The sequence below is a fragment of the Paenibacillus sp. PastM-3 genome (assembly GCF_029893965.1).
GTDB lineage: Bacteria > Bacillota > Bacilli > Paenibacillales > Paenibacillaceae > Paenibacillus_AQ.
Map to the genome: position 1 here is coordinate 562,666 of NZ_JARXXP010000001.1, position 24,029 is coordinate 586,694.

Sequence of the window (24,029 nt, forward strand, 5' to 3'; positions counted from 1 at the left end):
TACTAACTTTCCAGAATAAACCGGTTCCACTTCTGCTGCCAGGCAATATCGTCCCAGAATGGATGATGCGGCGCGCAGTTGGAGCACAGCGTCATGCCCCAGAAGCCGAGTGCCATTCCTTTACGGATTGCGTATTCGGCGATAAATTTGCCTACGGGCCCTTCCTCGAAGCCGGCCAGTAGCGGCGTGTAGCCGACATAGCCTTCCCCGATAACAATCGGTACACCAGCCTGGTCTGCCCATTCATGAATTTCTTCAAAGGACTTGTCGGCCTTCTGGAGCATCGCGATCTTATGCGCCCCGTATCTGTCATACAGGAACAGATCCCACTTATCCGGGTCCGCCCAGTCGTGCAGGTAGATCAGCCGCATGCCTACCGGATTCCCTTCCATCCGCCATTCCTGGCCCGCAGGCAGGCTCCATTCCTCAAATGGCGGTGCATCCTCCCTGAGCAGAGACTGAACGAATTCTCCCGGGAAAGGTACATTATCATCATCAATACCGGCATTACGCATCAATTCATTCAACACGCCTTTGATATACAGGTGATAATGGCCTACCTGCATATTGCGGGCGACATAAGCTTTCGGATATTCTTCATTCACGGTATAGCTTGCCGTCATCAGCGTATCCGGATGCTGTTCGCGCAGATAGGCAACCGCTTCTTCAATATACGGCTGCATAATTCTGACGTTGGCAGGCACATTCTCAAACGCCACCCCCTGGGCTGCGCCAACGGCTGTCAGCTGACCGAATTCCACTTCGTTGTGCAGCTCCGCGTAGACAATCTGCTTGCCGTATCCCGCTTCTTTTACAAAACGGATCAGCTGGTTCATCGATTTGGCAAGTGCCATGAACCGGTCCTCAGGCGCAATGGCTGCCAGCTCATCGCGCAGCTGCGGATGTGCCAGAAAGCTCGGGCTCTGCTGATATTCCCAGGAAGACAGCATGATGTAACAGTTATGTGCTTCAGCCTGTCTGAACAGCTCCAGCAGATGGGCATGTCCGTCGAGCTCGGCACCGCCGATGCAATTGTACCATCTGGTCCGCTGGCCGACCTTGCCCAGGCTGCCGAACTTCAGCGGACCGGGCCGCAGGCCGTCAGCGGTAAACAGCAGGAACGGCATGGCGCAGATGCGGATCGTATTGTAGCCGCGCTCTACCGCTTCCGCGAACCGCGCAGCCAGATCATGATATGGCTCCCCGGGCTGAGTCATGGTATACCAGGAGAAATCCCACATGGTAATGGTCAGTTTAGCTGGAAGCTGATTATCCGGATTATAGGTCATATACGAATCCTTCCCTACTGCGAAATTGAATCACAGGGATGCCTTCCCGGTGATTATCCAGTAGAAGTCTACAGGATATGCGCCGGACTGGCAATTGAGGATAAACGGTTTATGATGGACGATATTCTTATTCCAGGAGGTATGCGGCTTTCTATTTTTAAAGCGCGATTGTCTTGGTGGCAATATTCCGGCAAAACTCCCGGTCATGCTCCACAAACAGCAGCGTCGGTGCGGACTCAAGCAGCAGCTCCTCGATTTGCATACGGGAGAGAATGTCAATGAAATTCAGCGGCTCATCCCAAATATACAAATGGGCCTGCTCACTGAGGCTCCGGGCGATCAGCACCTTTTTCTTCTGCCCTCCGCTGAAGGACGCCATATTCTTTTCAAACTGTACTCTGGAAAAATCAAGCTTGCGCAGAATCGCCTTAAACAGGCTTTCATCCACTTGATGTTCCCTGGCGTATTCCGTTAAGCTGCCTTGCAGAAATGAGGTGTCCTGCGATACATAGGATATTTTCAGCTGGCTTCCGCTCCGCAGCATTCCAGTATAGCTGATGTCCTCACCGGTCAGCAGCTTGAGCAGACTGGACTTGCCCGAACCATTTTTACCGGATAGCGCAATCCGCTCCCCCTGTCCTATATTGAAGCTGACATCACTGCATATGGTCCGTTCCCCATACTTGATAGAGATATGATCAAATTCAGCAAGCTGGTTTTTGTGATACGGAAGATCGGTGATTTTCAGGCTGTCTGAGCTCTCTATATTCTTCAGCAGCTTCGATTTGTCTTCTATCGCACTATGCTGCCGCTGCTCAATGGATTTGGAGCGCTTCATCATCTTGGCAGCCTTGTGTCCGACATAACCCTTGTCAAGCTTGGAGCCGGAGTTGCGAGTACCGTTTTTCGACTTTTCCACTTCATCCGACCAGTTGCCTGTACGCTTGGCAGCGTCTGACAGCCGCCTGATATCCGCTTTCAGCCTGTCATTCTCCGCGAGCTCATAGGCATCCTGCCGCTGTTTATTTTCCCACCATTCGGAAAAGCTGCCCTTTTGAATGTCGATGCCGGTTTTATTGATTGACAGGATATGATCGACACAGTTATCCAGAAACGCACGGTCATGGGAGACCAGGATGAAGCCCTTTTTAGTGTTGAGATATTCGCTGACGAGCTGCCTTGTCTCCATATCAAGATGATTGGTAGGTTCATCGATCAGCAGAAAGCGGTCTTCCTTCAAAAATAAAGCTGCCAGCAGCACCTTTGTCTGCTCTCCGCTGGACAATGAGTCAAACGGCCGGTAGAGCACCTCATCCGCTTCAACCTTCAGCAGGGATAATTCACGCACGAACTGCCACTGCTCCGCATCCGGACAGACATCCTCCAGAACGTCCATAGTTAAATATTCCGGATGTACAACCGTGAACGGAAAATATTCGAAGCCAACCTTTGCGGTAATGGTTCCGCTGTATTCATATTTGCCCAGCAGCAGATTCAGAAATGTTGTCTTGCCCCGGCCGTTCCTCCCTGTAAAACCCAGCTTCCAGTCCGTATCCAGCTGAAAGCTTGCTTTCTCAAATATATTATCGTAGCTGCCGTCGTAGGCAAATGTAAGATTCGACACATTGATTAATGACATGCAAGTAGCCTCCTGTACCAAATAAAATGAGCTGCAAGAAGGCAGGCCTCCGCAGCTCAAATAAATACAGCAAACCCGGCCCCTTGCATAAGGGGCGGATCAGGCTATTATTCTGAGTGAAAGGATGCAGAACCTTCTTGCACATAAAGCATAAAACACACAAAGCCCTGGCGGACCTGCGGAAAGCTGTTTTATTGATTTATATAAGCGCAAGAAATCCTACATTATCCTGTCAGCTCCTGTCATTAATATAGTCTTGTTTATTATACACAGTACCCTTAGCCTTGACCACCCTCCCGGCTCAGCGTCCGGGGACAGTCCCCTCCGCATCATAATCTGCCACGATCAGCATATCCATATGGCGGGCCCGGCGCAGCAGAAAATGGACAAGGCTTTCCTTGAACAGCATACGCCATAACGGTCTGCGCGACTGTCCGATGATCAGCTGGGTTGTATTCACCTCGTTCATCCGGGCCAGCAGCTGCTCATGCATGTGTATGCCTCTGCCGGCTTCAGCGGTTTCCAGCTTGCCGCCCAGCCGTTCGGTCAGCCTGCGCAGCATATCCAGCCGCTTTTGTCCTGTCTCAGTGAGCGGAACGCCGCAGTGCATATAATGTACGTACCATTCCGCCTTGAGCCGGTGGGCAATCCGGAAGCCCCGGCGGATTAGACGTTCCGCCAGCTCTCCCAGGTCCACACATACAAAGATTACCTCCTGCCTGCTCCACGGTCCGCGCAGCGAGGTATCCCGGTTCCACGCTTCCAGCCTCTCATCCACATCATCGGCAATCTCCCGCAGCGCCAGCTCGCGCAGGGCGATCAGATTCCCGATCCTGAAAAAAGATTCCAGCGCCTGTGTCACCTTCTCGGAGGCATAAATTTTGCCTTCCCGCATCCGCTGCTGAAGCATTTGCGGGGTGACATCAATCAGCTCAACCTCCCCTGCCATTCTCAGCAGGGCATCCGGTACAGTCTCCCGCACCCGCACCCCGGTCAGCTGGGCTACAGCATCATTTAAACTTTCAAGGTGCTGCACATTGACTGTAGTAATGACGGAAATGCCGTGCTCCAGCATCCGGATAACATCCTCATATCGTTTTGCCGTGCGGCTGCCGGGCACATTGGTATGGGCCAGCTCATCCACCAGCACTACCTCCGGGTGCCGTTCGATGATCGCAGCGGTATCCATTTCTTCCAGCCGGGTTGACTGATACAGGATTTGGGCTCTCGGAATCTGCGGCAGCCCCCCGGTTTGGGCCTGGGTGTCTTTTCTGCCGTGCGTTTCCAGCAGCCCGATAACCACATCAATTCCCCGGCTCCGCAGCAGGTTGCCCTCCTGCAGCATTTTGTAGGTTTTACCTACGCCGGGCGCGGCACCAATATAGACCTTCAGCGTCCCGCGCTTCATGGTTTCAATTCTGTGTTCCAGCTCCGGCCCGCTAAGGCGGTGAAACGGTTCACCGGCCGGAACAGGCTGCGATTTCACCGGCAGTATCCGCTCGCCATCCTGCTCCGCCCGGTCGGCCATCAGAAACACATCAATGTTGCGTGTCCTCCGCAATACCCGGTTGGCTATGGAGCCCTGCCAACGGCTTTTGGCGGAGTGTCCCATCACAATCCGGGTTACCTTGTTCTGCACTGCATACCTGACCAATACCGATGGCAGCTGGCGGAGCTGCTTCAGCGGGAGCTCCTCAAAGCTGCCGTCCACCCGCTCAACCAGTTGAATGATGGAGCGCTTGAAGGCCTGCTGCTCCCGGCTCAGCTTACGCCCGGGCAGGACAAAGGTCACCACCTTCAGATCACCGTTCAGGCGTTTGGCGATCTGCTGCCCGCGCCTGACATACAGGGAGCCGTTCCAGTGGTACTGGCTGGAGACCAAAATCCGCTCACTGGCCCCCGAGGGACCGGTGAGCCCGTGGGCTTCACGGTGCTTTTCAAGTGTTTCATTGACCCCCTCCGCTACCAGGCGAAGTGACAACTCCCGGAGCACACCAAGATTCCCCCGGCGGGACATGGCCGGATGGGCGGCATCCCCCAGGATCCCCTCCTCCATCCGCTTCAGGATCGTTTCCGGAGACACATCGATCAGCCTGACTTCATCCGCAAGCTCCAGGGTATCCAGCGGAACCGTCTCCGCAGCACGTATACCCGTTTTTTCATAAACAATCTCTCCAACACCGCCAAGCTCGTATACATTAACGGTCGTAATCACACTGATGCCATTGTCCATGAGATAGCGGATATCATCCAGCCTCGCCGGAAAAGCAGCCCCGCTGCGGTTGCGGTGTGCCAGACCATCAACCAGCACCACCTCCGGGTTGCGCTCAATCAGTGCCTCCAGCGGCAGATCCTTATACTCCCTGCCTTCCTGATGCCAGTGAATACTGGGTATCCGTTCCAGATCCGCTATCTTCTGCATCGTTTCCGGCCGTCCCATCGTGGAAACTGCACTGATCACCACATCGATGCCCTGCTGCTTCAGCAGCCTGCCTTCCTCCAGCATATGATAGGTTTTCCCTGAGCCGCTTACAGAGCCGATGATGATCTTTAGTCTGCCCCGGTGCAGCTTATAGATAGAATACAGAATTTCCTCCGGGGTTTTGCGTTTGTAAGGCGCCATTGCTGCGTCTCCTTTCGCCAAACCGGCAAATGCCCTGTCCGCAGCTTGCTCGGACAAGGCAATATATGCGGCATTATCTCTTTGTTAATTCAGATAAAGCAAGGTTGAGCTTCAGCACATTGACCCGCTCTTCCCCGAACAGGCCCAGATCGCGCCCCTCGGTCGCCTCCGTGACAAGCTTTCCGATCCGCTCTGCCGAAATGCCGGTCAGGCCGCTGATCCGCGGAATCTGGACACGGGCTGCCGCCGGTGAAATATGCGGGTCCAGACCTGACCCGGAGTTGGTAATCAGGTCTACCGGCAATTCGCTTACAGGAACATCCGGATTATCCTTTTGCCACTGGAGAATACTGTCTTTGGTCCGCTGCAGCATATCGGGATTGGACGGGCCGTAGTTATTGGAACCGGAAGCCTCAGCCTTATAGTCAATGCTTGATACCCGGCCATGGAACAACGCCGGATTGCTGAACGACTGCCCGATCAGCTCCGAGCCGACCGTCTCGCCGCTGCTGTTCTTCAGCAGGCTGCCATTAGCCTGGGAAGGCAGAAGCACCTGGGCCAGTGCTGTCGAAGCCAGCGGATACAGAATCCCGCAGAGAATAATCATCACGGCACTGAGCCGGAGTATGAAGAATATAGCGGAAGCTTGGGATACAGCCGTTTCCCGGCTGTCGTAGTCTGTTGTTCGCTCCATTTTTACAATACATCCTTTCGTAAAATCTTATTCCGATGCGTTAGATCCAGATGCTCACGATCAAATCAATCAGTTTAATACCGAGGAAAGGTACAATGATCCCGCCGAGCCCGTAGACCAGAATATTGCGGCGCAGCAGCCGGGTAGAGCTCATCGGCTTGTAGGATACACCTTTCATCGCCAGCGGGATCAGCAGCGGAATGATAATGGCATTAAAGATAAGGGCGGATATAATTGCCGAGCCTGGAGATCCCAGCCCCATAACATTCAGAACTTCCATCTCCGGGATCGCCAGTGTAAACATTGCAGGAATAATGGCAAAATATTTGGCAATATCATTTGCAATGCTGAAGGTGGTCAGCGCACCGCGCGTCATCAGCAGCTGCTTGCCGATGGCCACGACCTCGATAATCTTGGACGGATCGGAGTCCAGATCGACCATGTTGGCGGCTTCCTTGGCAGCAGACGTTCCGCTGTTCATTGCCAGACCTACATCTGCCTGGGCCAGTGCTGGAGCATCGTTGGTGCCGTCGCCGGTCATCGCTACCAGCTTGCCCTCCTGCTGTTCGCGGCGGATCACTTCGATTTTGTTCTCCGGTGTGCTCTCGGCAATAAACCCGTCTACTCCGGCTTCAGCTGCGATTGTAGCCGCGGTAAGCGGGTTGTCACCGGTACACATAATCGTTTTGATGCCCATTTTGCGCAGCTCCTCGAACCGCTCCTTCATCCCCGGCTTCACCGTATCCTTCAGGTAGATAAGCCCGTAGATCCGGTCGTCCACGGCCACAGCAAGCGGCGTTCCGCCTTTGCCGGCAATGCTGTTCGCACGCTGATCCAGATTATCAGGGAGTATACATCCCTGGGCGGCGACCCAGCGCTTGATGGAATCGACAGCTCCCTTGCGCACCTTCCTGCCGTCCTTCAGATCCATACCGCTCATCCGGGTCTCGGCCCGGAATTCAATAAACTCCGCATCTGCCGCCAGCGTGACATCATAAGTGAAGCCCAGCTTTTTGACAAGCTCAATAACGGACCGGCCTTCAGGCGTCTCATCCTTAAGAGAGCTGATTGCAGCCCACACGGCCAAGTCGCCGTCAGTTTCCTGGCCAACCGGAATAAACTCGCTCGCCATCCGGTTCCCGAAGGTAATGGTTCCGGTCTTGTCGAGAATCATGGTGTTAATATCACCTGCCGCCTCCACCGCCTTGCCGGACATGGCCAGTACGTTAAACTGGGTTACACGGTCCATTCCGGCAATCCCGATAGCAGAGAGCAGTCCTCCGATTGTTGTCGGAATCAGGCAGACCAGCAGCGCAATCAGAACAGGAATGTCCAGGTTCACCTCCAGATAGGCGGCGATGGGGCGCAGAGTCACCACAACAATCAGAAAGATAATCGTCAGGCTGATCAAAAGCGTATTCAGCGCAATTTCGTTCGGCGTTTTCTGCCGCTTCGCCCCTTCTACCAGCGAGATCATCCGGTCCAGAAAAGACTCCCCCGGCTCACTTGTTATCCGGACTTTAATTTCATCACTGACCACTCTCGTTCCGCCGGTAACGGAGTTGAAATCCCCGCCTGCTTCCTTGATGACCGGGGCGGACTCGCCCGTAATCGCCGATTCATCGACCGAGGCAAGCCCTTCAATGACTTCCCCGTCCCCGGGAATCAGCTCGCCCTGACGGACTACTACGACGTCACCTTTACGCAGCTCGGAGGAAGCAACGACCTTTATACTGCTGCCGGACAGCTTGTTCGCAGCAATGTCCTGTTTGGTTTTTTTCAGCGTGTCCGCCTGGGCCTTGCCCCGCCCCTCTGCCAGTGCTTCGGCAAAGTTGGCGAACAGCACGGTGACCAGCAGTATGAAAAAGACAGTGATATTGAAGCGGGTGGCATCAGCAGCGTTAAAATATCCCGGAAGCAGAACCATAAGCAGCACGATAAATGTCCCGATTTCGACGACGAACATTACCGGATTCTTGATCAGGGTGACCGGATTCAGCTTCACCAGACTATCTATGGCTGCCGCCCGGACCATAGGTCCGGTCAGCAGCTTTTTTTTCTGTACAGTACTCATGTATGTTCTTCCTCTCCCCTAGCGTAGAGTCAAATACTCGGCGACCGGCCCAAGCACGATTACCGGCAGGAATGTCAAAGCGCCGATAATCAGGACGGTGGCAATGAGAATACCTGTAAACAGGCTGTTGTCGGTGCGGAATGTCCCGATGGTTTCCGGAACAGGCTGCTTCCTGAGCAGCGAGCCGGCTACGGCCAGCAGGGCAATAATCGAAACATATCGCCCGAGCAGCATGACAGCCCCTGTCATTACGTTCCAGAAGGTGCTGTTATCGGCAAGCCCTTCAAAGCCCGAACCGTTATTCGCTGCCGAGGAGACATACTCATACAGCATCTGCGTCATTCCGTGGTAGCCGGGATTACTGATTGCCCCATGGCCAAGCTCCGTCAGGAATGAAGCAGCTGTCGGAACCAGAATGATCAGCGGGTGAATCAGGATGGCGACAGCAATCAGCTTCATTTCCCTGGCTTCAATTTTGCGTCCAAGGAATTCGGGCGTCCGGCCGACCATCAGCCCGCAGAGGAAGACCGCAAGGATGGCATACATCAGCATATTGATCAGGCCGACCCCCTTGCCGCCGAACACATTGTTCAGCATCATCAATGCCAGCGGCGTAATACTGCCCAGCGGAGTCTGGGTATCATGCATGTTGTTCACACTTCCTGTTGTCGCTGCAGTTGTAACTGTTGTGAACAAGGCGGACTGCGGGATGCCGAAGCGGACCTCTTTTCCTTCCATGCTTCCCTGCGAAGCATCGACTCCAAGTGCATTCACCGCCGGATTCCCGCTGCTCTCCGCATAGTAATTAAGCGACAGCAGCAGCACGAACAGTGTCATCATGGCGGCAAAGATGCCCCAGCCCTGCCGTTTATTTTTGGCAAACAGGCCATACATATAAGGAAGCGCTGCGGGCAGCACCCACATGGACAGAATTTCAATCACATTAGTAAGCGGTGAGGGGTTTTCGAACGGATGCGCCGAGTTGGCTCCGAAAAATCCGCCCCCGTTCGTCCCCAGATGCTTGATCGATTCCAGCGACGCTACAGGTCCGATTGCAATTTGCTGGAACTGACCTTCTATCGTTGTTACCTGTAGTGTAGGATGAAACGTCTGCGGTACCTGCAAAGAAACCAGAACCAGCGTCACCAGCAGGGCTAGGGGCAAAAACACCCGGACATGCGCTTTAACGAAGTCCTCAAAAAAGTTCCCGAGCGTAGCTCTGCCGGTAATCCCTCTTACAAAAGCAACGGCAACCGAAAAGCCGCTGGCTGCGGAGGTGAACATCAGCATCGTTATAACCGCCATCTGCGAGAAGTAGGACAGCCCGGTCTCCCCGCTGTAATGCTGCAGATTCGTATTGGTGATAAAGCTGATTACCGTATTGAACGTAAGCGATTGTTCCATTCCGGCAATGCCGTTCGGGTTCAGCGGCATTGCGGATTGCAGCCGCAGAATAAGATACCCGAAGGCCACCAGCACAACATTGGTAGTAAGAAAGCTTAACGCATAGGTTTTCCAGGACATACCCGGAGTTTTTTTCAATCCGCTTAATGCATAAATTCCCCGTTCTACTCTGCCGAAAATCCGGTCCGTCCGGTTCGGTTCGTTAGAAAACACATGATATAAATAAGTGCCTGCCGGTTTGACCAGCAGCAGCAGAATCGCTATGACTACAATAATCTGCACAATGCCCACGCAAATGACCCTCCTTCAGATCGCACATCTGTAATTTAGAATTTCTCGGGATGAATCAAGGCGTACACCAGATACAGGAACAACATAAGGACGGCTATCAGCACCACAGTCATGACCGGGCCCCCTCCTTGTCCTCTGCAACATGGCTGCACCACTTCACAAAAGCGTAGAACACTCCAAAAATGACAGCCAGCGCCCCGGCCATATACACGTCCATCATCGCTTCCGCTCCTCTCCATTAAGTTTTCTCTTTCTGTTCTGCTTACAGCGTAACATTTCAGCCATTAGGCCTGGGTTAGGGTTTCGTGCGGCTCAATTAATATGGCATTAAGATTTACCGGAAGTGAAAGCCTCTACCGCTTCTTCAGCTTTCCGGACAGCCTCATCGTCCTCCGCTTCGTCAAGCATTCGCAGGTCGCGCAGCTTGTAAAACCGTTCGGCGGAAATAAGCAGCACCAGGATCATCGCAGCAGCACCCGTTGTTTGCAAAACCTCATTCATCATCATTAGCTCCCCTTTAGCGTTAGTAACGTGAAGTAAACTTCATGTCTCCAGCGTACTACTCCTGCCGTTAGTTCTGGATTAGAGTAACCGCGGGAAAATATAGATTCCATTAAAAATGAACACGATTTCTCCCATTAGTCTGCCCCGCCTGCCCCGGACAATAACAAAAAAAACCATACTCAAATGAGTATGGCGTGTTGCTTTCCATTAGGGAAATAATTAAGTTCGTTATATTCTCAGCCCGATTTAATGTCCTCACCGCTCTGCAGCATCCTGTACCCTACGCCGATATGAGTCTGTATGATTTTGGCCTGTGCCGTCTGCGGCTTTTCGATCTTTTTGCGCAGGGTTGCCATAAACACACGCAGTGCCGGTACATCGTAGGTTAGACTGCCCCAGATCTCCCGCAGGATATAATTATGTGTCAGGACCTTCCCTGCATTCTTGGCTAGCAGGCAGAGCAGCTTATATTCAATCGGTGTCAGATGAATTTCTTCCTGGCCCATCCATACGCAGCCGGCTGCATAATCAATCTTCAGGCTTCCGTTGATAAAAACGGACGCATCCTTCTGCAGCTTCTCGCTGTCATAGCGGATCCGGCGCAGGCTGACCCGCAGTCTCGCCAGCAGCTCCTCTACACTAAACGGCTTGGTCAGATAATCGTCCGCCCCGGCATCCAGCGCATCGATCTTGTCCCTGTCCTCACTGCGGGCGCTCACGACGATGATCGGCAGGTTGGACCAAGTCCGTACTTTGCGGATAATGTCCACACCGTCCATATCCGGCAGCCCAAGATCCAGAATCATCAAATCAGGCTGATTCGAAACGGCCTCCAGGATAGAGGCCTCCCCGGTCTCCGCCGTGTGGTATTTGTAGCCCTGTGTTTCCAGTGTTGTTGTAATCAGCTTGCGGATTGGCTTGTCATCCTCAACGACAAGAATCAAAGGTTTATTCATGAACGTTCACCTCCTCAGCCTGCAGGGTAAAGGTGAAAACAGCCCCCTGCGGAATATTGTCCGTAACCTCAATCGTCCCTCCGTGGGCATGCACGATGGATTTGCATAAAGACAGCCCGAGACCCAAGCCCCGGCGTCCGTCACCGCGCAGATTATCAGCTGTATAGAACATATCGAACAGCTTGGTCTTGGCCTCCTCCGGTATGCCGGGGCCGTCGTCGGATACAGTGACCCGCACCAAATCCCGCTCCCGCTTCGCCGATACTGTAATGGTGGAGCCGGCTTGTGTATAGTTGATCGCATTGTCTACCAGGTTGATCAGCACCTGCATAATCAGCCGGGAATCCATCCGGGCCATCAGAAGCTCATCCTCGAGCTTTGTCCGGATATGATGCTCTGCGCTGCTGCGGTTTACATGCAGCAGGGCTTCAGCGATAACCTCCTCCAGCAGCTCAGCCTGAAAATACAGATACAGGCTGCCGTTATCGATCCTTGTAATGGACAGCAGATTCTCTACCAGATTGATCAGCCACATCGAATCATCGTAGATATCGGTGTAGAGCCCGATCTTCTGTGCTTCACTGAGGACACCCGGGTTCGCCAGCAGGATACCGGCATTTCCGGAGATGCTGGTGAGCGGTGTCCGCAGATCATGAGAGATGCCGCGAAGCAGATTCGCGCGCAGCTGCTCCTGCCTGATCTGGATCGAGATTTCCTTTTGCCTGCTGCTGAGCAGCTCCTTCTCCAGTGCAAGGGCACATTCGCCGAGCATGGCAATCATCAGGCTTTTCTCAAAGATGCCGAGCGGCTCTTCCCGGTCCATTACGATGCCGGCGACCGCGAACACCGTATCCCCTGCACGAACTGCGTGGTACAGGCAGCTGGCTGCAGAGAAGGTATCCGTAGTGGCTCCGGCCCGCTTGTTATTTTTGTAGACCCAGTCGGCGACCCCCCATTCATTCACACCGGTATACTCTGATGCCGCCACAGCGGCTTCAGGCTTGGAGTAGATCAGCGGATCTTCAAGACCCTCCGGACCGGCCGGATAAAAAATCACAGTCCGGTCCACGAGCTTGACCATCTGTACAGCGGTTTCCTTTATAATCGCCTCCGAGCCTTCTGCCTGCTGCAATTTGCGGCTTGTTTCCAGCAGAACTTCCGTCCGGTAGGCTTTTTGCGCAGACTGGCTAGCCTGTTCTTTGATCCGCATCGCAAGCGTACTGCTGATAAACGAAGCTGTCAGCATAACCAGAAACGTCACCGGATAACCGGTGTCCGCTGCAACCAGCGAGTAGTAAGGTTCTGTGAACAGATAGTTGAAGACGAGTACGCTCAAGATAGAATTTGCCGCGCTGTAGAGCCTTCCGCTTGTGACAATGGCATTCAGCAGAACTCCCAGAATATAAACGGTGATAATATTCGCTTCACGAAAACCGAGATGCCGGAACCAGAGGCCGATCAGTGTACAGGCTGCCAATATGATAAGTGATTTCAGGGCATCTTCCGTTGAGAAGCCTTTGGGCTTCAAGTAGGAAGGAAACTTGTTATACCGTGCAGGCTGGGTATCCGGAATAATATGAACATCAATATTCGGTGCCAGCTCTGTCAGTTTATCCACGATATTGGTTTTGGCTATCCATCTTTTTTTGCTGCTTCGCGGGCGGCCAATGACGATCTTGGTTACCCGGCTGGAGACGGCGTATTCGGCAATCTGTCCCGGTATATCGTCGCCGTAGACTGTCGCCGGCTGGGCACCCAGCTGTTCGGCCAGCCGCAGGTTTTCCCGGAGCTCTGTCTTGCTCTTATGAGTCAGCTCTTTGCTTCTAGGCGTTTCCACGTATAATGCTGTAAAAGCCCCCCGGAACGCCTCGGCCATTCTCGCGGCTGTCCGGATCACTTTTTTGCTGGAGGCTGCTGAGGAAATACAGACCAGAATATGGTCTTCCGTATGATAGGCCTCCTCTGCAGCCCTGTCACCGGATCGCCGGGTAATCCGTCCCAGCTGATCCGCAGTATAACGCAAGGCGATTTCCCGCAGGGCAATCAGCTTGCTTTTGACAAATACCTGTGCAAGGCTTTCGTGCTGCTCCTGCCCGTCTGTGACAAGCTTCCCCTTGTGCAGACGGTCCAGCAGATCATCCGGCGGAATATCAACCAGCTCAATCTGGTCGGCCCCTTCAAACACACTGTCGGGAATCCGCTCCTGCACGCTCAGGCCGGTGATGGCTGCGACAATGTCATGCAGACTTTCCAGGTGCTGCACATTAACCGTTGTATATACATTGATTCCTGCACGCAGCAGCTCCTCAATATCCTGGTACCGTTTCTTGTGCCGGCAGCCCGTACCGTTATGGTGGGCCAGCTCATCGACCAGGATCAGGTCAGGCCGCCTGTTCAGGGCTTTATCCAGATCAAATTCCCGGGAAGGAAATGTAAGCCTCGGCAGCAGTTCCAGTCCCTCCATCAGCGCCTCCGTCTCCGGACGCTTGTGCGTTTCAATGTATCCCGCAACGACGTCCTTCCCGTCTCTTTGCTCATCATGCGCAGCATTCAGCATGGCGTATGTCTTGCCGACCCCTTCCGCGTATCCGAAAAAGATTTTCAGTGTGCCGCGTTTTTTCCTCTGAGAGCTGTCTAAACCCTGCTCTTGGATTGGAACAACGCTGTTCCGGTGATGTGCCATATCGATTCCCTTTCCGGCATGTAGTTGCTGTTAGCTAGTATAGCATGTGCAAAATCAGCATAGTATTACAACTTCGGCCCCTGCATTAAGATTGCATTAAGATGGGGGCCACACACAAAAAAAGGATACCCTCAGCCAGCCTTTAAACGGCCCCGGGGTATCCCTTAATCTTATTCTGTTATTGAATAATAGAAGAAATAAATCTGGTCATTTCACCGCTGGTTTCGTTCAATCGTTCAATGACATCGCTAAACTGCGTGACAAGTTCAGCCTGCGCAGCGGAGGAGGCGGCGATAGCTTCAATCTCCTGCTCCATGTGACGGATCGAGCGCTGCACCAAAGCCAGTGAATCCTCAATCGTTTTGGTCGCTTCTCTAGTGTTGACGGACAGCTTGCGTACTTCGGTAGCCACTACGCCAAAGCCTGCCCCCTGCTCGCCGACCCGGGCGGCTTCAATAGCCGCATTCAATCCCAGCAGATTGGTCTGCTCGGAGATTTCCCGGATGAAGCCGGCGACCTTATTCACCTGCTTAGATTCCTCTACGGTCTGCCGTGAATTATCCAGAATCTGCGCCGTCGTTGCCGACAGCTCCTCAGACTGGGCTGCCACATTCTGTACCATATCGACCAGCTGTCCGCTGATTCTGTTAATGCTTTCTGTCAGCTGCTCCATCTTATCTTCATTTTCCAGTGTGTACGCAATTGCTAATGCGCCAATTATCTCGCCTTCCGGACTATATACCGGTATAGCCGAGGAGATGATAGTCGCTCCGTAAAGCTCGGCGGGCAGGCGGTTCGTTGTGGCACGTCCGGCAAGCGCGTTCCCGAGTGACGGGTCATCCGGCGGAACAGGACTTCCTTTGGTCAGGCCGAAATCCAGTACCTTGCTTGGTGCATAGTAATGAAAAATCTCTCTGTCTGTAACGCCAATCATAATATCCTGGGCATGAATCTGTTTGAACAGTGGTGCTGCCAATACTAATGCTGTAAGGTTATCCATGGCTCTCTCCTAATTGTGTATGATCTGTGTCTATCTATGTTATCGTCACTTTCTCCGGATTCATAAATAGATTCGACCAGGAAATCACCATCATCCTCAATCAGGCCGCTGCAGCCTGCGCTTTACGCGATACTGATTTCTGCTTTAGCCGGTAGCTGATTGCGGTAACCGCGAATGCAGCCACAGCTATTCCCGCTGCAGTCCATGATAAAGCGGCCAGCCCGCTTGTTCCCACAACCAGCCCGCCAAGTGCCGACCCGCCGGCGATGCCGGTATTGGCAGCAACCGGATTCAGTGAAGCTGCGAAATCCCTGGAGCCCGGCGAATGCTCAACCGCCAATTCGATCAGATACAGCTGGGCTGTTACGTTCAGTATATTGGATACACAGGCACTCAAAATCAGAAATAAGAGGCCCAGAACAGGAACAGGCGCTGCGAAGAAAAAGAGGACATAGATCGCTGCCTGGACCAGGAAGACCACTCTTAGTCTGCCCAGAGCATTGCCGGAAGCGACGATCCCGCCCAGCCAGGTGCTGAAAATGGTAGCAAGGCCGTAAACGAGCAGCACCCAGCTGACTGCAGTTGCGGGAACGTTCATCACTTGATCCATCAGCGGTCTAATATAAGTGTAGATGCTGAATACGGCCCCTGTCCCGAATACGGGTATCAGAAAAGCCAATATCATGCGCCGGTTAGCGAGCAGGCTGAGCTGATCCTTCAAGGAAGCTTTGGTGTTAGTCAGGTTAGAGGGAATAACAATCAGGTTAAGCACAAAAGCTGCGGCTCCCATCACAGCTGTCAGAACAAAGGCTGCCTGCCACTCGAAATGCTGTCCTACAAAAGTACCGATCGGCACGCCCAGGACATTCGCAATACCAAACCCGCCCAGAATGTAAGAGACGGCTTTCCCCTGTCTGGCCGGAGTAACAACCTCACTGACCGCCGAAAGTGAAAGCGAAATCGCCAGCCCGCATAAGACTGCTGTTGCTATCCTCGTAAACAACATTAATCCGTATGTGCCTGACACGGCACTGAACAGGTTAAACATCACAATGAGTGCAATGGTACCCAGAATAGTCTGCTTTTTGGGCAGCCTGCTGACTAATGTCATGAGTACCGGTGTCCCAAGCGCATAGGCAATCGCAAAACCGGAGACAAGACTGCCCGCAACGGCAAGCGTAATCTGCAGGGAAGCAGCGATCTCCGACAGAAGCCCGACAATAATATACTCCGTAGTTCCTAGCAGAAAGGCCATAAAGGTAAAAGAAAATACCAGGCCGCGTTCATATCCTTTTTTCATAGTTCCCCCCGGCTGCAGTTCAGATCCAAATCATCCAATCCTCACGCAAAAATGTTATATATATTGCTTGGCGCTTCCAACTCAGGCTCTGCCTCATTTGGTTCCGCTTTCAGCGGTTGCAAATCAGCCCGCAGTTACATAGAATTTCAGCTGCGGCGGCGTAAGCGGCAGACATGGAGCGGATATCCCATACAGACTGGTGGTGGCGCAAGAGCTCTGCCGGAACCCGGGTCACTGACTGGCGCCAGCCTACATACCTAAGCACATAGAATAACGGAACCGCCTTTGGTATCCTGACATACCCCTGCTGCTCCCATACCATACGAAGATTACCTGCACCAGATGCCTGCATATCGTCACATCCATTCACTTGAGCTCTGCCCTTCTACTGAGCTTCATTGTACAAATGAACCGGAAATGGAACAATAAAGGTTATTGTTGTGTTTCCAAAAAAGATGATATATCTTGTCATTAGAATACTTGGATGAAAGCAGGATAGGGTATGGACGATAACGATGATTTATTAATGGACCTGAACACCGGAGCTTTTAATGGCGAATTGATCTATGCCGGCAAAATGAGTGCCAACCCGGAATGGAAATTTGCGCTTCACAAGCATGAGGATTTGCACGAGGTCATTTATATCGAAGACGGAGTGGGCTCCTATGTTATCGACGGTAAAGCCTATACGGCCCAAAAAGGCGATGTGCTCATTTATAACAGGGGAACGCTGCATCAGGAGCAGTCTGACCCGAATCAGCCGTTGTCCACATACTACTTTAATTTTCGTTTTCTCCCCCCGGCAGACAGGCAGCGTGATTGGGTTGTCCCACCCGGATGGGAGCCGGTTATCCGCTCTAATGCATACACGGGTGAGCTGGCCATGCTGATTCAGGCCCTTTGCAATGAATTTTCGCTGCGTAACAGAGGCTATGAGCGGATCTCACAGCATCTGCTGGAAGCGATTCTGCTGCTGCTTGAACGGATGATTCTTGTACAGAACAGGACGGCCAAGGAAGAAAAGGCTTCACTCGCCAATCAGATCAAAGCGTATCTGGATACGAATTACCGGCGCAAGCTGACCCTTGCCGACCTGGCACAGCTTTTTCACATTGATTCCTATTACCTGGTACATATGTACAAAAATAATTTCGGCATCTCACCGATCAATTATTTAATCCAGCGCCGGATGGGTGAAGCGATGCGCCTGATGGCCATCACGGACAAAAAAATCTGGGAAATCGCCAAAATGGTCGGATACGACAATGCCAACTACTTCTCAATCCTGTTTACGAGAGTCATCGGCATCTCTCCCCGTAAGTTCCGTGAAGGCAATCAACGTGATTTGTATGAGGATTAATAAACTTAATCTTTGGCCAGCATGGAATAACGCTTTCCCGTTCGTCCAAGCAACAGTCAACGGACGGGACCTCCATTTCGAGAAACCAGCTGAAACCGGGTGACCTTGTGTTCTTCTATTCCCCCATTCACCACGTCGCAGTCTATATCGGCGATGGCAAAATCCTGCACACCTATGGGGAAGGCGGCGTAACGGTTACTGATCTGAACAGCGGCTGGTGGGATGAGCATTACACCTCTGCGCGAAGAGTATTACCCGCTGAAAGTCAAGATGCGAGCAAAGCAGACGCAGGATCAAAAGCAGACTCAAACAGCAGCCCAGCTGCTGGTGCAGCAGATAATACATCTGGCACGGCTAAACCGCAAACTGAAACAGACACCGTAACTAAAACCGCTCCTGACACAGACTCTGCAGCCGACAAATCAGATTCTTCCGGCAGTTCGTCCCGGGATCAATCCTCCGGTTTTGACTGGGGATGGTTCAGCAATTTCCGTTAAGCCGGGAAACATCACCATATCAAGCTAATGTAAACAAGCCGATTCTGCTAATAGCAGGATCGGCTTGTTTTTGTTGTGCTTTGATCAAATTTACTTTTGTGCAGGAATAAGTTCTATCGACTGCGTATCCAGCACCGGATTCCAGTAGCGCTCTATCTCTACAGTCAGCGGCTGCGGATAATCGATAGCCTGTAATCCGAAGTTGTAATCGTATTCCTCATCAAAGGTTTTGGCACCCCGGGACAGTGACTGTGTAAAGACCCCTTCTCCACCCGGCCTCGTATACACTTTTCCGTTAGCGTCCGTATAATTTTCTGCCAGACGCATATTGAAGCTGTCTTGTGTCTCAATGTCTTCCCGCTTATTCCGGAAAGTAATTACACCCGATTTTGCTGATTCCCCCTGAGCTTTTATCGAAAAGCCGTCTGGTGCTTCAACAATCCGCCGTTTTTTCAGATCGACAACGATTTTCATCTGATCCTTATCAACCGCTGCAATCCCGAAGGTTTTCAGAGACAGGTTGTCCAGATTGAGATAATCTTTACTGGTGTATACAAGCGTAAAATGGGACCGGTCCTTCCAGAGCGCTGAATTGTCTGCTGTAATAACGGTTGGATAATAGGATTTAATAATCCTGTCTCCGCTCTTGCCGATCAGCACAGGATTTATCAATCCGTTAACCTGCTTGGTATTACGCTCATCCGCTTCCAAATCCACGTAAGTGCTTAGCGGAGTAAACAGCACCTGGTTCACTTTAAGCTTTTGACCGGCTACCGTCAGATCCTGCTTGGCAGTCCAAAGCCGGTTGCGCGCCTTTAACATATCCGTATCCAGTTTAAACGACACATCCAGGCTTGTTCGGTATTTATTGCTGCTTGAGCTTAAGGCTTCATCCGAAGTCTGAGTCAGGACAACCTTATATTGTACGTCCTCCGGATAATCCATGTCAGGCGAGAGATTATTGGAATAGACAAAGTAAAGGGTTTGCCCCGCTTGGATCTGGCTGTTTGTACCCAGCATCTCCAAACTGGCACCGATGTCTGCCACTTCAAACGTTCCAAAATCAAGCCCAAAATCAGCATGGCTTACAGTCTGATCTGTGTTATTCTGCACACTGTATATAATAAACACCCGCCGCCCGTCACTTACAGCGCTCTTGATTTCCACTTTAAAGCCTGCTTTTTCCACCCCTTTGTTTACCGGCCGGAGCAGATTCTGATCCAGTGCATTCCGCAGAGTCTTGTCTCTGATCAATGAAGCATCGAACTGGCCGGAAGCTGTTCCGGTATTATCCGGAATTGCAGTCTGGACCGTGTATTCCACAGCTTTTTCAGGAGTATGAAAAAAAGTAAACAGCAGCAGGACAGCAGCGGCAGCAGCCACTGTGACCTTAACGCCTGACATCACCCGTTTTCTCACGGACTGCTTTTTCCCTTTTCGGATACCGGTCTGCATCGCCTGAACAATCCTCATCTCCGGCATGGCCTCCGTCTGCTTCTTCATTTCATCTGCATTCTGGTGCAGCAGTTGCTCTTCTATATCTTTCATCGTCTCGCCTCCCTTATTTCTGCAGATAGGAACGCATTTGCTTCAGTCCGTCGCGGAGCCAGGTTTTGACTGTACCTTCCGGCTTCTTCAGCACCTCAGCGATTTGCGCCACTGTCATGTCCTGATAATATTTCAGTACGATGGCATGCCGGTATTTCGGTTTCAGCTGGTGTATCGCCCGCTCCAGATCAATACGCTCGTTGCTTTGCATCTCCTGTGCAGCTTCCTCCGCAGGCTTTTCGGACGGGAAGACCCGTTTTTTGCGCCTGAGCTCGTCCATACAGCAATTGATGGTGATCCGGATCAGCCAGGGTGTGAAGGCCTGTCCGTCTTTCAGCTTTTTACGCTTGATCCATGCCCGGCAGGACGCTTCCTGTACCACTTCCAGCGCATCCGCTTCATTCCGCATATAACTGAAGGCAATTGCATACAATTTGCGGTGCTCGACATATAGCCGTTCGAAAAAAGCCTCCTCATCCAAATGCGCCAGGTCCGCAGAACGGACCTCGTTCATCGTGTGCTCCATCCTATCCCGCTCCCCCTCTCTTTTGGAAATACAGCTTCTATATAGGGGCCCCTATATTGTGTATCTATATGTAAGACGCCTTGTGCAGGAAAAACGATTGATTTCTGGCAACTTTTTCATAATATAAAGTTATGATAAACTGACATTGAGTGATTAAGCTATTCTAATAGAGTTCAATTTTAGCAAATGGAGGATTTATGCGTACGAAAAAAATGATTTGGAGCACCGCAATCGGATTGATCGCAGTGATCCTGACCGGTTGCTTGTTTATCCGGCCACAGATGTTGGCGTTGTCTATTGATCTCTCTGCAGAGTCGGTCGGAGGCGTGAAAATCGGGGAAAATATCAGCAGCAGCTCATTCACCGGCAAGTATCAACAGCCCCTGGATAAGCAAGATAATACGATGTACGACTATTATGAATGGGAAGGCGGATTAGCGACAGCTTCTATAAACAATGGACCAGATAAGGGTACCATCATGCGGCTGATCATCTCCGGTCCGGATAACCCGCTTACCACAGCTAAAGGCATACATATCGGTGATTCCAAAGAAAAGGTCCTGTCCCTCTACGGCAAAAAATATTACAAATCGGGTGAGCAGGGTGCTGATATTGTTGGCTACATTGACCGCAAACAGAACCTGACGCTGGAATTCTGGTGCGTGAACAGCAGCGGCGAGGTGGCAATGATTCGGCTGGATGATGCCGGAGTCAGGTGACTTGACTGGCTGAGCCCTGATAGGCTTGTGCTAAAGGCCATGGAACGGGCGAAATCAAAGGCATTTTTGCCTCTCATTTCGCGTATCCAGCCACTTTCGCCGAAATCAAAGGCATTTTTGCCGTTGATCGCCCCAACTTGAGTCTAAATAAACAAGACCAGCCCGGATTGGCGGGCTGGTCTTACTGTTTAGATAATGAGCGGCGGGGTAGCGATCACTATTCATCGGTAAGTGTTCTGTCCGCAGCACACTCCTCCTCCCAGGCGAGCCGGGCAAGCGGAAACGGAGAGATCGCCCGTTCCAGTATCCCCTGGACATGGGCAATGGCTACCCCATAATTCACAATAGGCACCCTGCTGGCTGCCGCCTGCTCCATCCGCCAGAGCATCTGCCGGCGGTTGATCATGCAGCCGCCGCAATGGACAATGAGTGCATAGTCCTGCACATTGTCGGGAAAGCTCATTCCATTCGCATGATGGAACTCAAGTGTCCGGCCGGTCGCCTGCCGGATCCAGCGGGGCAGCTTGACGCTGCCGATATCATCCGGCTGCGTATGGTGGGTACAAGGCTCGGCAATCAGCACCTTGTCACCGTCCCGCAGCCGGTCAATCGCCCTGGCTCCCCGGACCAGCTCCTCCAGATCGCCCTTATGGCGTGCAAACAAAATGGAAAAGGAGGTTAGCGGAACATCCGGCGGCGTATCCGCGGCTGCCTTCAGGAACACCTGGGAGTCAGTTACAACCATACGCGGCTTACGTCCGAGGCTCTCCAGCGTCAGCTTCAGCTCATGTTCCTTTGTCACAACGGCAACCGCATCGCTCTCCAGAATATCCCGGATGGTCTGCTGCTGGGGCAGGATCAGCCTGCCTTTGGGTGCCGCCTTGTCAATGGGCGTAACCAGCACAACCAAATCACCTGGCGACAGCAGATCGCCGATGATCCGGAATTTATCCTCCTCAGCAGGCACTGCAGCAGACAGAGCCTGTCTGAGCCGATTTATCCCCTTCTGTGCAGCAGACGATACAGGCATGAACCGGAATCCGAACTGCTCCCGGCATGTATCAGCCTGCACAGCAGAATCCCGGTCTGCATTTTCCGCCGGCAGCAAATCCGTTTTATTTAAAATCCCGATGACCGGGATATTCCGTTCCTTAAGCAAGCCGGCAATCTGCTCGTCATACGCTGTAACGCCTTCAAGTGCGTCAATCACAAGTAGAGCCACATCGGTTTTATACAGCACTTCCATCGTCTTCTTCTTCCGCTGCTCGCCAAGCTCGCCTTCATCATCCAGCCCTGCGGTATCAATTAACACCACCGGTCCGAGCGGCAGGAGCTCCATTGATTTATAGACCGGATCCGTTGTGGTCCCCTGAACAGGCGATACTACAGAGACCTCCTGTCTGGCCAGCGCGTTGATGAGGCTGGATTTGCCGGCGTTGCGCCTGCCGAATACGGCAATATGCAGACGGCTTGCCCGCGGTGATTCGTTCAGGCTCACTTTATTCACTCCTTCTTCCGGGTACACCGGGTGTAGTGAGCTGTTCGGGACGCAAAATTCCGTCAATTTGTTCCACAGAGAGCAGCCCTCTGTCCAGCAGCACCTGCCGGATCGACTTCCCTTCCGCCCTGGCCTGAATGGCAACCTCTGCACTGCGCTCATATCCGATAGGCCCGACAAAAGCGGCAGCGAGCCCCGTGGAATGCTCCAGCAGTTCCCTGCAGCGCGTTGCACTGATCCTGATTCCGTTTACACAACGCACGGTGAATAAACAGACTGCCTGATCCAGCAGCTCGAGGGAATCCAGCAGCGCATCAGCTATCTGCGGCATGAAGGCGTTCAGCTCCAGCTGCCCGCTGCTGGCAGCCAGTGTAACTGCCGCATCATTGGCGATCACCCGCATCGCTGCTGTGCTCAGCATTTCGGCCATCACCGGATTGACCTTGCCGGGCATAATGGAAGATCCGGCCTGCACTGCAGGCAGCTCCAGCTCACCAAAGCCGCCCGAAGGTCCGCTTGCCAGCAGCCGCAGATCGCCTGAGATTTTGAGCAGATTTACAGCCGCCGCCTTCAGCAGACCGGATACTTCCACGAAAACATCCATATTCTGCGTGGGGTCCATCGGATATTCGCTGCGGGCCAGCCCGTATCCGGTCAGTTCCTGCAGCAGTCCGGTGATATAAAAGGTATACCGGAGCGGCGCATTGATCCCCGTGCCGATTGCCGTTCCTCCGATATTAATCTCCCTGAGCCTTTCCTCCGCCTTATACAGGCGCCAGCGGTCACGCTGGATCGCTTTGGCATACGCCCCGAAGCCCTGGCCGGCAGTCATCGGAACAGCATCCATCAGCTCCGTGCGGCCCAGCTTCAGCACATCTGCGAACTCCAGCTCCTTCCTCTGGAGCGATTCCTGCAGGGACGCAAAAGCATCACTAAGCCTGCGGACCAGACCCACCGCAGCGATCCGCAGCGCTGTCGGGTAGACATCATTGGTGGACTGGCAGCAGTTCACGTGGTCCAGCGGGTGGACCACGGTATAATCCCCTCGTATTCCTCCCAGCAGCTCTATCGCCCGGTTCGCCAATACTTCATTGATGTTCATATTGGTTGACGTACCGGCCCCGCCCTGGAGTGCAGACACAGGGAAGTGGTCTGCGTATTCTCCAACGTGAATATCGTCACAAGCCTGCACAATCGCCATCGCGATCTCAGGCGGATAGCTGTTCAGCTTCAGGTGGGCCAGTGCTGCCGCTTTTTTCACCATTATCAGTGCCTTGATCAGATGAGGATTGACCCTCCGGCAGCCCACAGCAAAATTCTCCATCGCCCGGGCTGTATGGATGCCGTAATAAGCAGAGGCCGGCACCTCCAATGTTCCAAGCGCATCCCGTTCAAGGCGGAATCCGCCGTCTGTCTCCACAAAG

19 protein-coding genes and 1 pseudogene are annotated in these 24,029 nt (G+C 52.7%); 3 read left to right on the forward strand and 17 right to left on the reverse strand.

Going from position 1 to position 24,029, the window contains the following annotated elements; translation table 11 throughout:
- Window positions 1-2 precede the first annotated feature (2 nt).
- The 13 genes from M2108_RS02525 to M2108_RS02580 all read right to left on the reverse strand — a co-directional run bounded on the left by M2108_RS02525 (window position 3) and on the right by M2108_RS02580 (window position 16,809).
- Window positions 3-1,289, reverse strand: a complete 1,287-nt coding sequence (locus M2108_RS02525) for a cellulase-like family protein (protein ID WP_277467458.1) — start codon at window positions 1,287-1,289, stop codon at window positions 3-5.
- Between the two features lie 157 nt (window positions 1,290-1,446).
- Window positions 1,447-2,928, reverse strand: a complete 1,482-nt coding sequence (locus M2108_RS02530) for an Lsa family ABC-F type ribosomal protection protein (RefSeq protein ID WP_277467457.1) — start codon at window positions 2,926-2,928, stop codon at window positions 1,447-1,449.
- 301 nt (window positions 2,929-3,229) lie between these two features.
- A complete protein-coding gene (locus tag M2108_RS02535; protein WP_277467456.1) occupies window positions 3,230-5,551 on the reverse strand; it encodes a histidine kinase in 2,322 nt (773 codons plus the stop codon).
- A 73-nt stretch (window positions 5,552-5,624) separates the two neighbouring features.
- On the reverse strand, window positions 5,625-6,245 hold the full coding sequence (kdpC, locus tag M2108_RS02540; RefSeq protein ID WP_277467453.1) for a potassium-transporting ATPase subunit KdpC: 621 nt from the start codon (window positions 6,243-6,245) through the stop codon (window positions 5,625-5,627).
- A 40-nt stretch (window positions 6,246-6,285) separates the two neighbouring features.
- On the reverse strand, window positions 6,286-8,319 hold the full coding sequence (gene kdpB / locus M2108_RS02545) for a potassium-transporting ATPase subunit KdpB (RefSeq protein WP_277467452.1): 2,034 nt from the start codon (window positions 8,317-8,319) through the stop codon (window positions 6,286-6,288).
- Between the two features lie 18 nt (window positions 8,320-8,337).
- Window positions 8,338-10,014: a potassium-transporting ATPase subunit KdpA gene (gene kdpA, locus M2108_RS02550; protein ID WP_277467451.1), complete on the reverse strand. Its 1,677-nt coding sequence runs from the start codon at window positions 10,012-10,014 to the stop codon at window positions 8,338-8,340.
- A gap of 35 nt (window positions 10,015-10,049) precedes the next feature.
- Window positions 10,050-10,127, reverse strand: a complete 78-nt coding sequence (gene kdpF / locus M2108_RS31545) for a K(+)-transporting ATPase subunit F (protein ID WP_481856844.1) — start codon at window positions 10,125-10,127, stop codon at window positions 10,050-10,052.
- A 214-nt stretch (window positions 10,128-10,341) separates the two neighbouring features.
- A complete protein-coding gene (locus M2108_RS02555) occupies window positions 10,342-10,521 on the reverse strand; it encodes a hypothetical protein (protein WP_280776850.1) in 180 nt (59 codons plus the stop codon).
- A gap of 233 nt (window positions 10,522-10,754) precedes the next feature.
- A complete protein-coding gene (locus M2108_RS02560) occupies window positions 10,755-11,474 on the reverse strand; it encodes a response regulator (RefSeq protein WP_277467449.1) in 720 nt (239 codons plus the stop codon).
- Complete coding sequence (locus M2108_RS02565; protein WP_277467448.1) at window positions 11,467-14,157, reverse strand: sensor histidine kinase; 2,691 nt, start codon at window positions 14,155-14,157, stop codon at window positions 11,467-11,469. Before M2108_RS02565 ends, M2108_RS02560 begins: the two co-directional genes overlap by 8 nt.
- A gap of 178 nt (window positions 14,158-14,335) precedes the next feature.
- The gene (locus M2108_RS02570) at window positions 14,336-15,157 is read right to left on the reverse strand and encodes a methyl-accepting chemotaxis protein (RefSeq protein WP_277467447.1); all 822 of its coding nucleotides are present in this window, start codon (window positions 15,155-15,157) and stop codon (window positions 14,336-14,338) included.
- Window positions 15,158-15,257: 100 nt separating this feature from the next.
- Window positions 15,258-16,457, reverse strand: coding sequence for an MFS transporter (locus M2108_RS02575; RefSeq protein ID WP_277467446.1), 1,200 nt, complete (start codon window positions 16,455-16,457; stop codon window positions 15,258-15,260).
- Window positions 16,458-16,566: 109 nt separating this feature from the next.
- Entirely contained in the window at window positions 16,567-16,809 is a 243-nt protein-coding gene (locus M2108_RS02580; protein WP_277547118.1) for a hypothetical protein, read from the reverse strand.
- A 150-nt stretch (window positions 16,810-16,959) separates the two neighbouring features.
- Here M2108_RS02580 and M2108_RS02585 point away from each other — a divergent pair, with 150 nt between their 5' ends.
- Window positions 16,960-17,817 (forward strand): helix-turn-helix transcriptional regulator, encoded by an 858-nt coding sequence (locus tag M2108_RS02585; protein ID WP_277467444.1) that lies wholly within the window; start codon window positions 16,960-16,962, stop codon window positions 17,815-17,817.
- An 8-nt stretch (window positions 17,818-17,825) separates the two neighbouring features.
- Window positions 17,826-18,071 (forward strand): annotated as a pseudogene (locus M2108_RS02590) (C40 family peptidase); the annotation flags it as partial.
- Between the two features lie 333 nt (window positions 18,072-18,404).
- Here M2108_RS02590 and M2108_RS02595 read toward each other — a convergent pair.
- Window positions 18,405-19,862: a DUF4179 domain-containing protein gene (locus M2108_RS02595; protein ID WP_277467442.1), complete on the reverse strand. Its 1,458-nt coding sequence runs from the start codon at window positions 19,860-19,862 to the stop codon at window positions 18,405-18,407.
- Between the two features lie 13 nt (window positions 19,863-19,875).
- Window positions 19,876-20,388 carry a sigma-70 family RNA polymerase sigma factor gene (locus M2108_RS02600; protein ID WP_277467441.1) on the reverse strand — a complete coding sequence of 171 codons (513 nt, stop codon included), beginning with the start codon at window positions 20,386-20,388 and terminating at the stop codon, window positions 19,876-19,878.
- Window positions 20,389-20,585: 197 nt separating this feature from the next.
- Between M2108_RS02600 and M2108_RS02605 the strand changes: the two genes are divergently transcribed.
- Complete coding sequence (locus M2108_RS02605) at window positions 20,586-21,107, forward strand: hypothetical protein (RefSeq protein WP_277467440.1); 522 nt, start codon at window positions 20,586-20,588, stop codon at window positions 21,105-21,107.
- 217 nt (window positions 21,108-21,324) lie between these two features.
- On the opposite strand, the gene hydF is transcribed toward M2108_RS02605, so the two are convergent.
- Together hydF and M2108_RS02615 are read right to left on the reverse strand one after the other, a co-directional pair.
- Window positions 21,325-22,605: a [FeFe] hydrogenase H-cluster maturation GTPase HydF gene (gene hydF, locus M2108_RS02610; RefSeq protein WP_277467439.1), complete on the reverse strand. Its 1,281-nt coding sequence runs from the start codon at window positions 22,603-22,605 to the stop codon at window positions 21,325-21,327.
- A 1-nt stretch (window position 22,606) separates the two neighbouring features.
- Window positions 22,607-24,025, reverse strand: a complete 1,419-nt coding sequence (locus M2108_RS02615) for an aspartate ammonia-lyase (RefSeq protein ID WP_277467437.1) — start codon at window positions 24,023-24,025, stop codon at window positions 22,607-22,609.
- Between the last annotated feature and the right edge of the window lie 4 nt (window positions 24,026-24,029).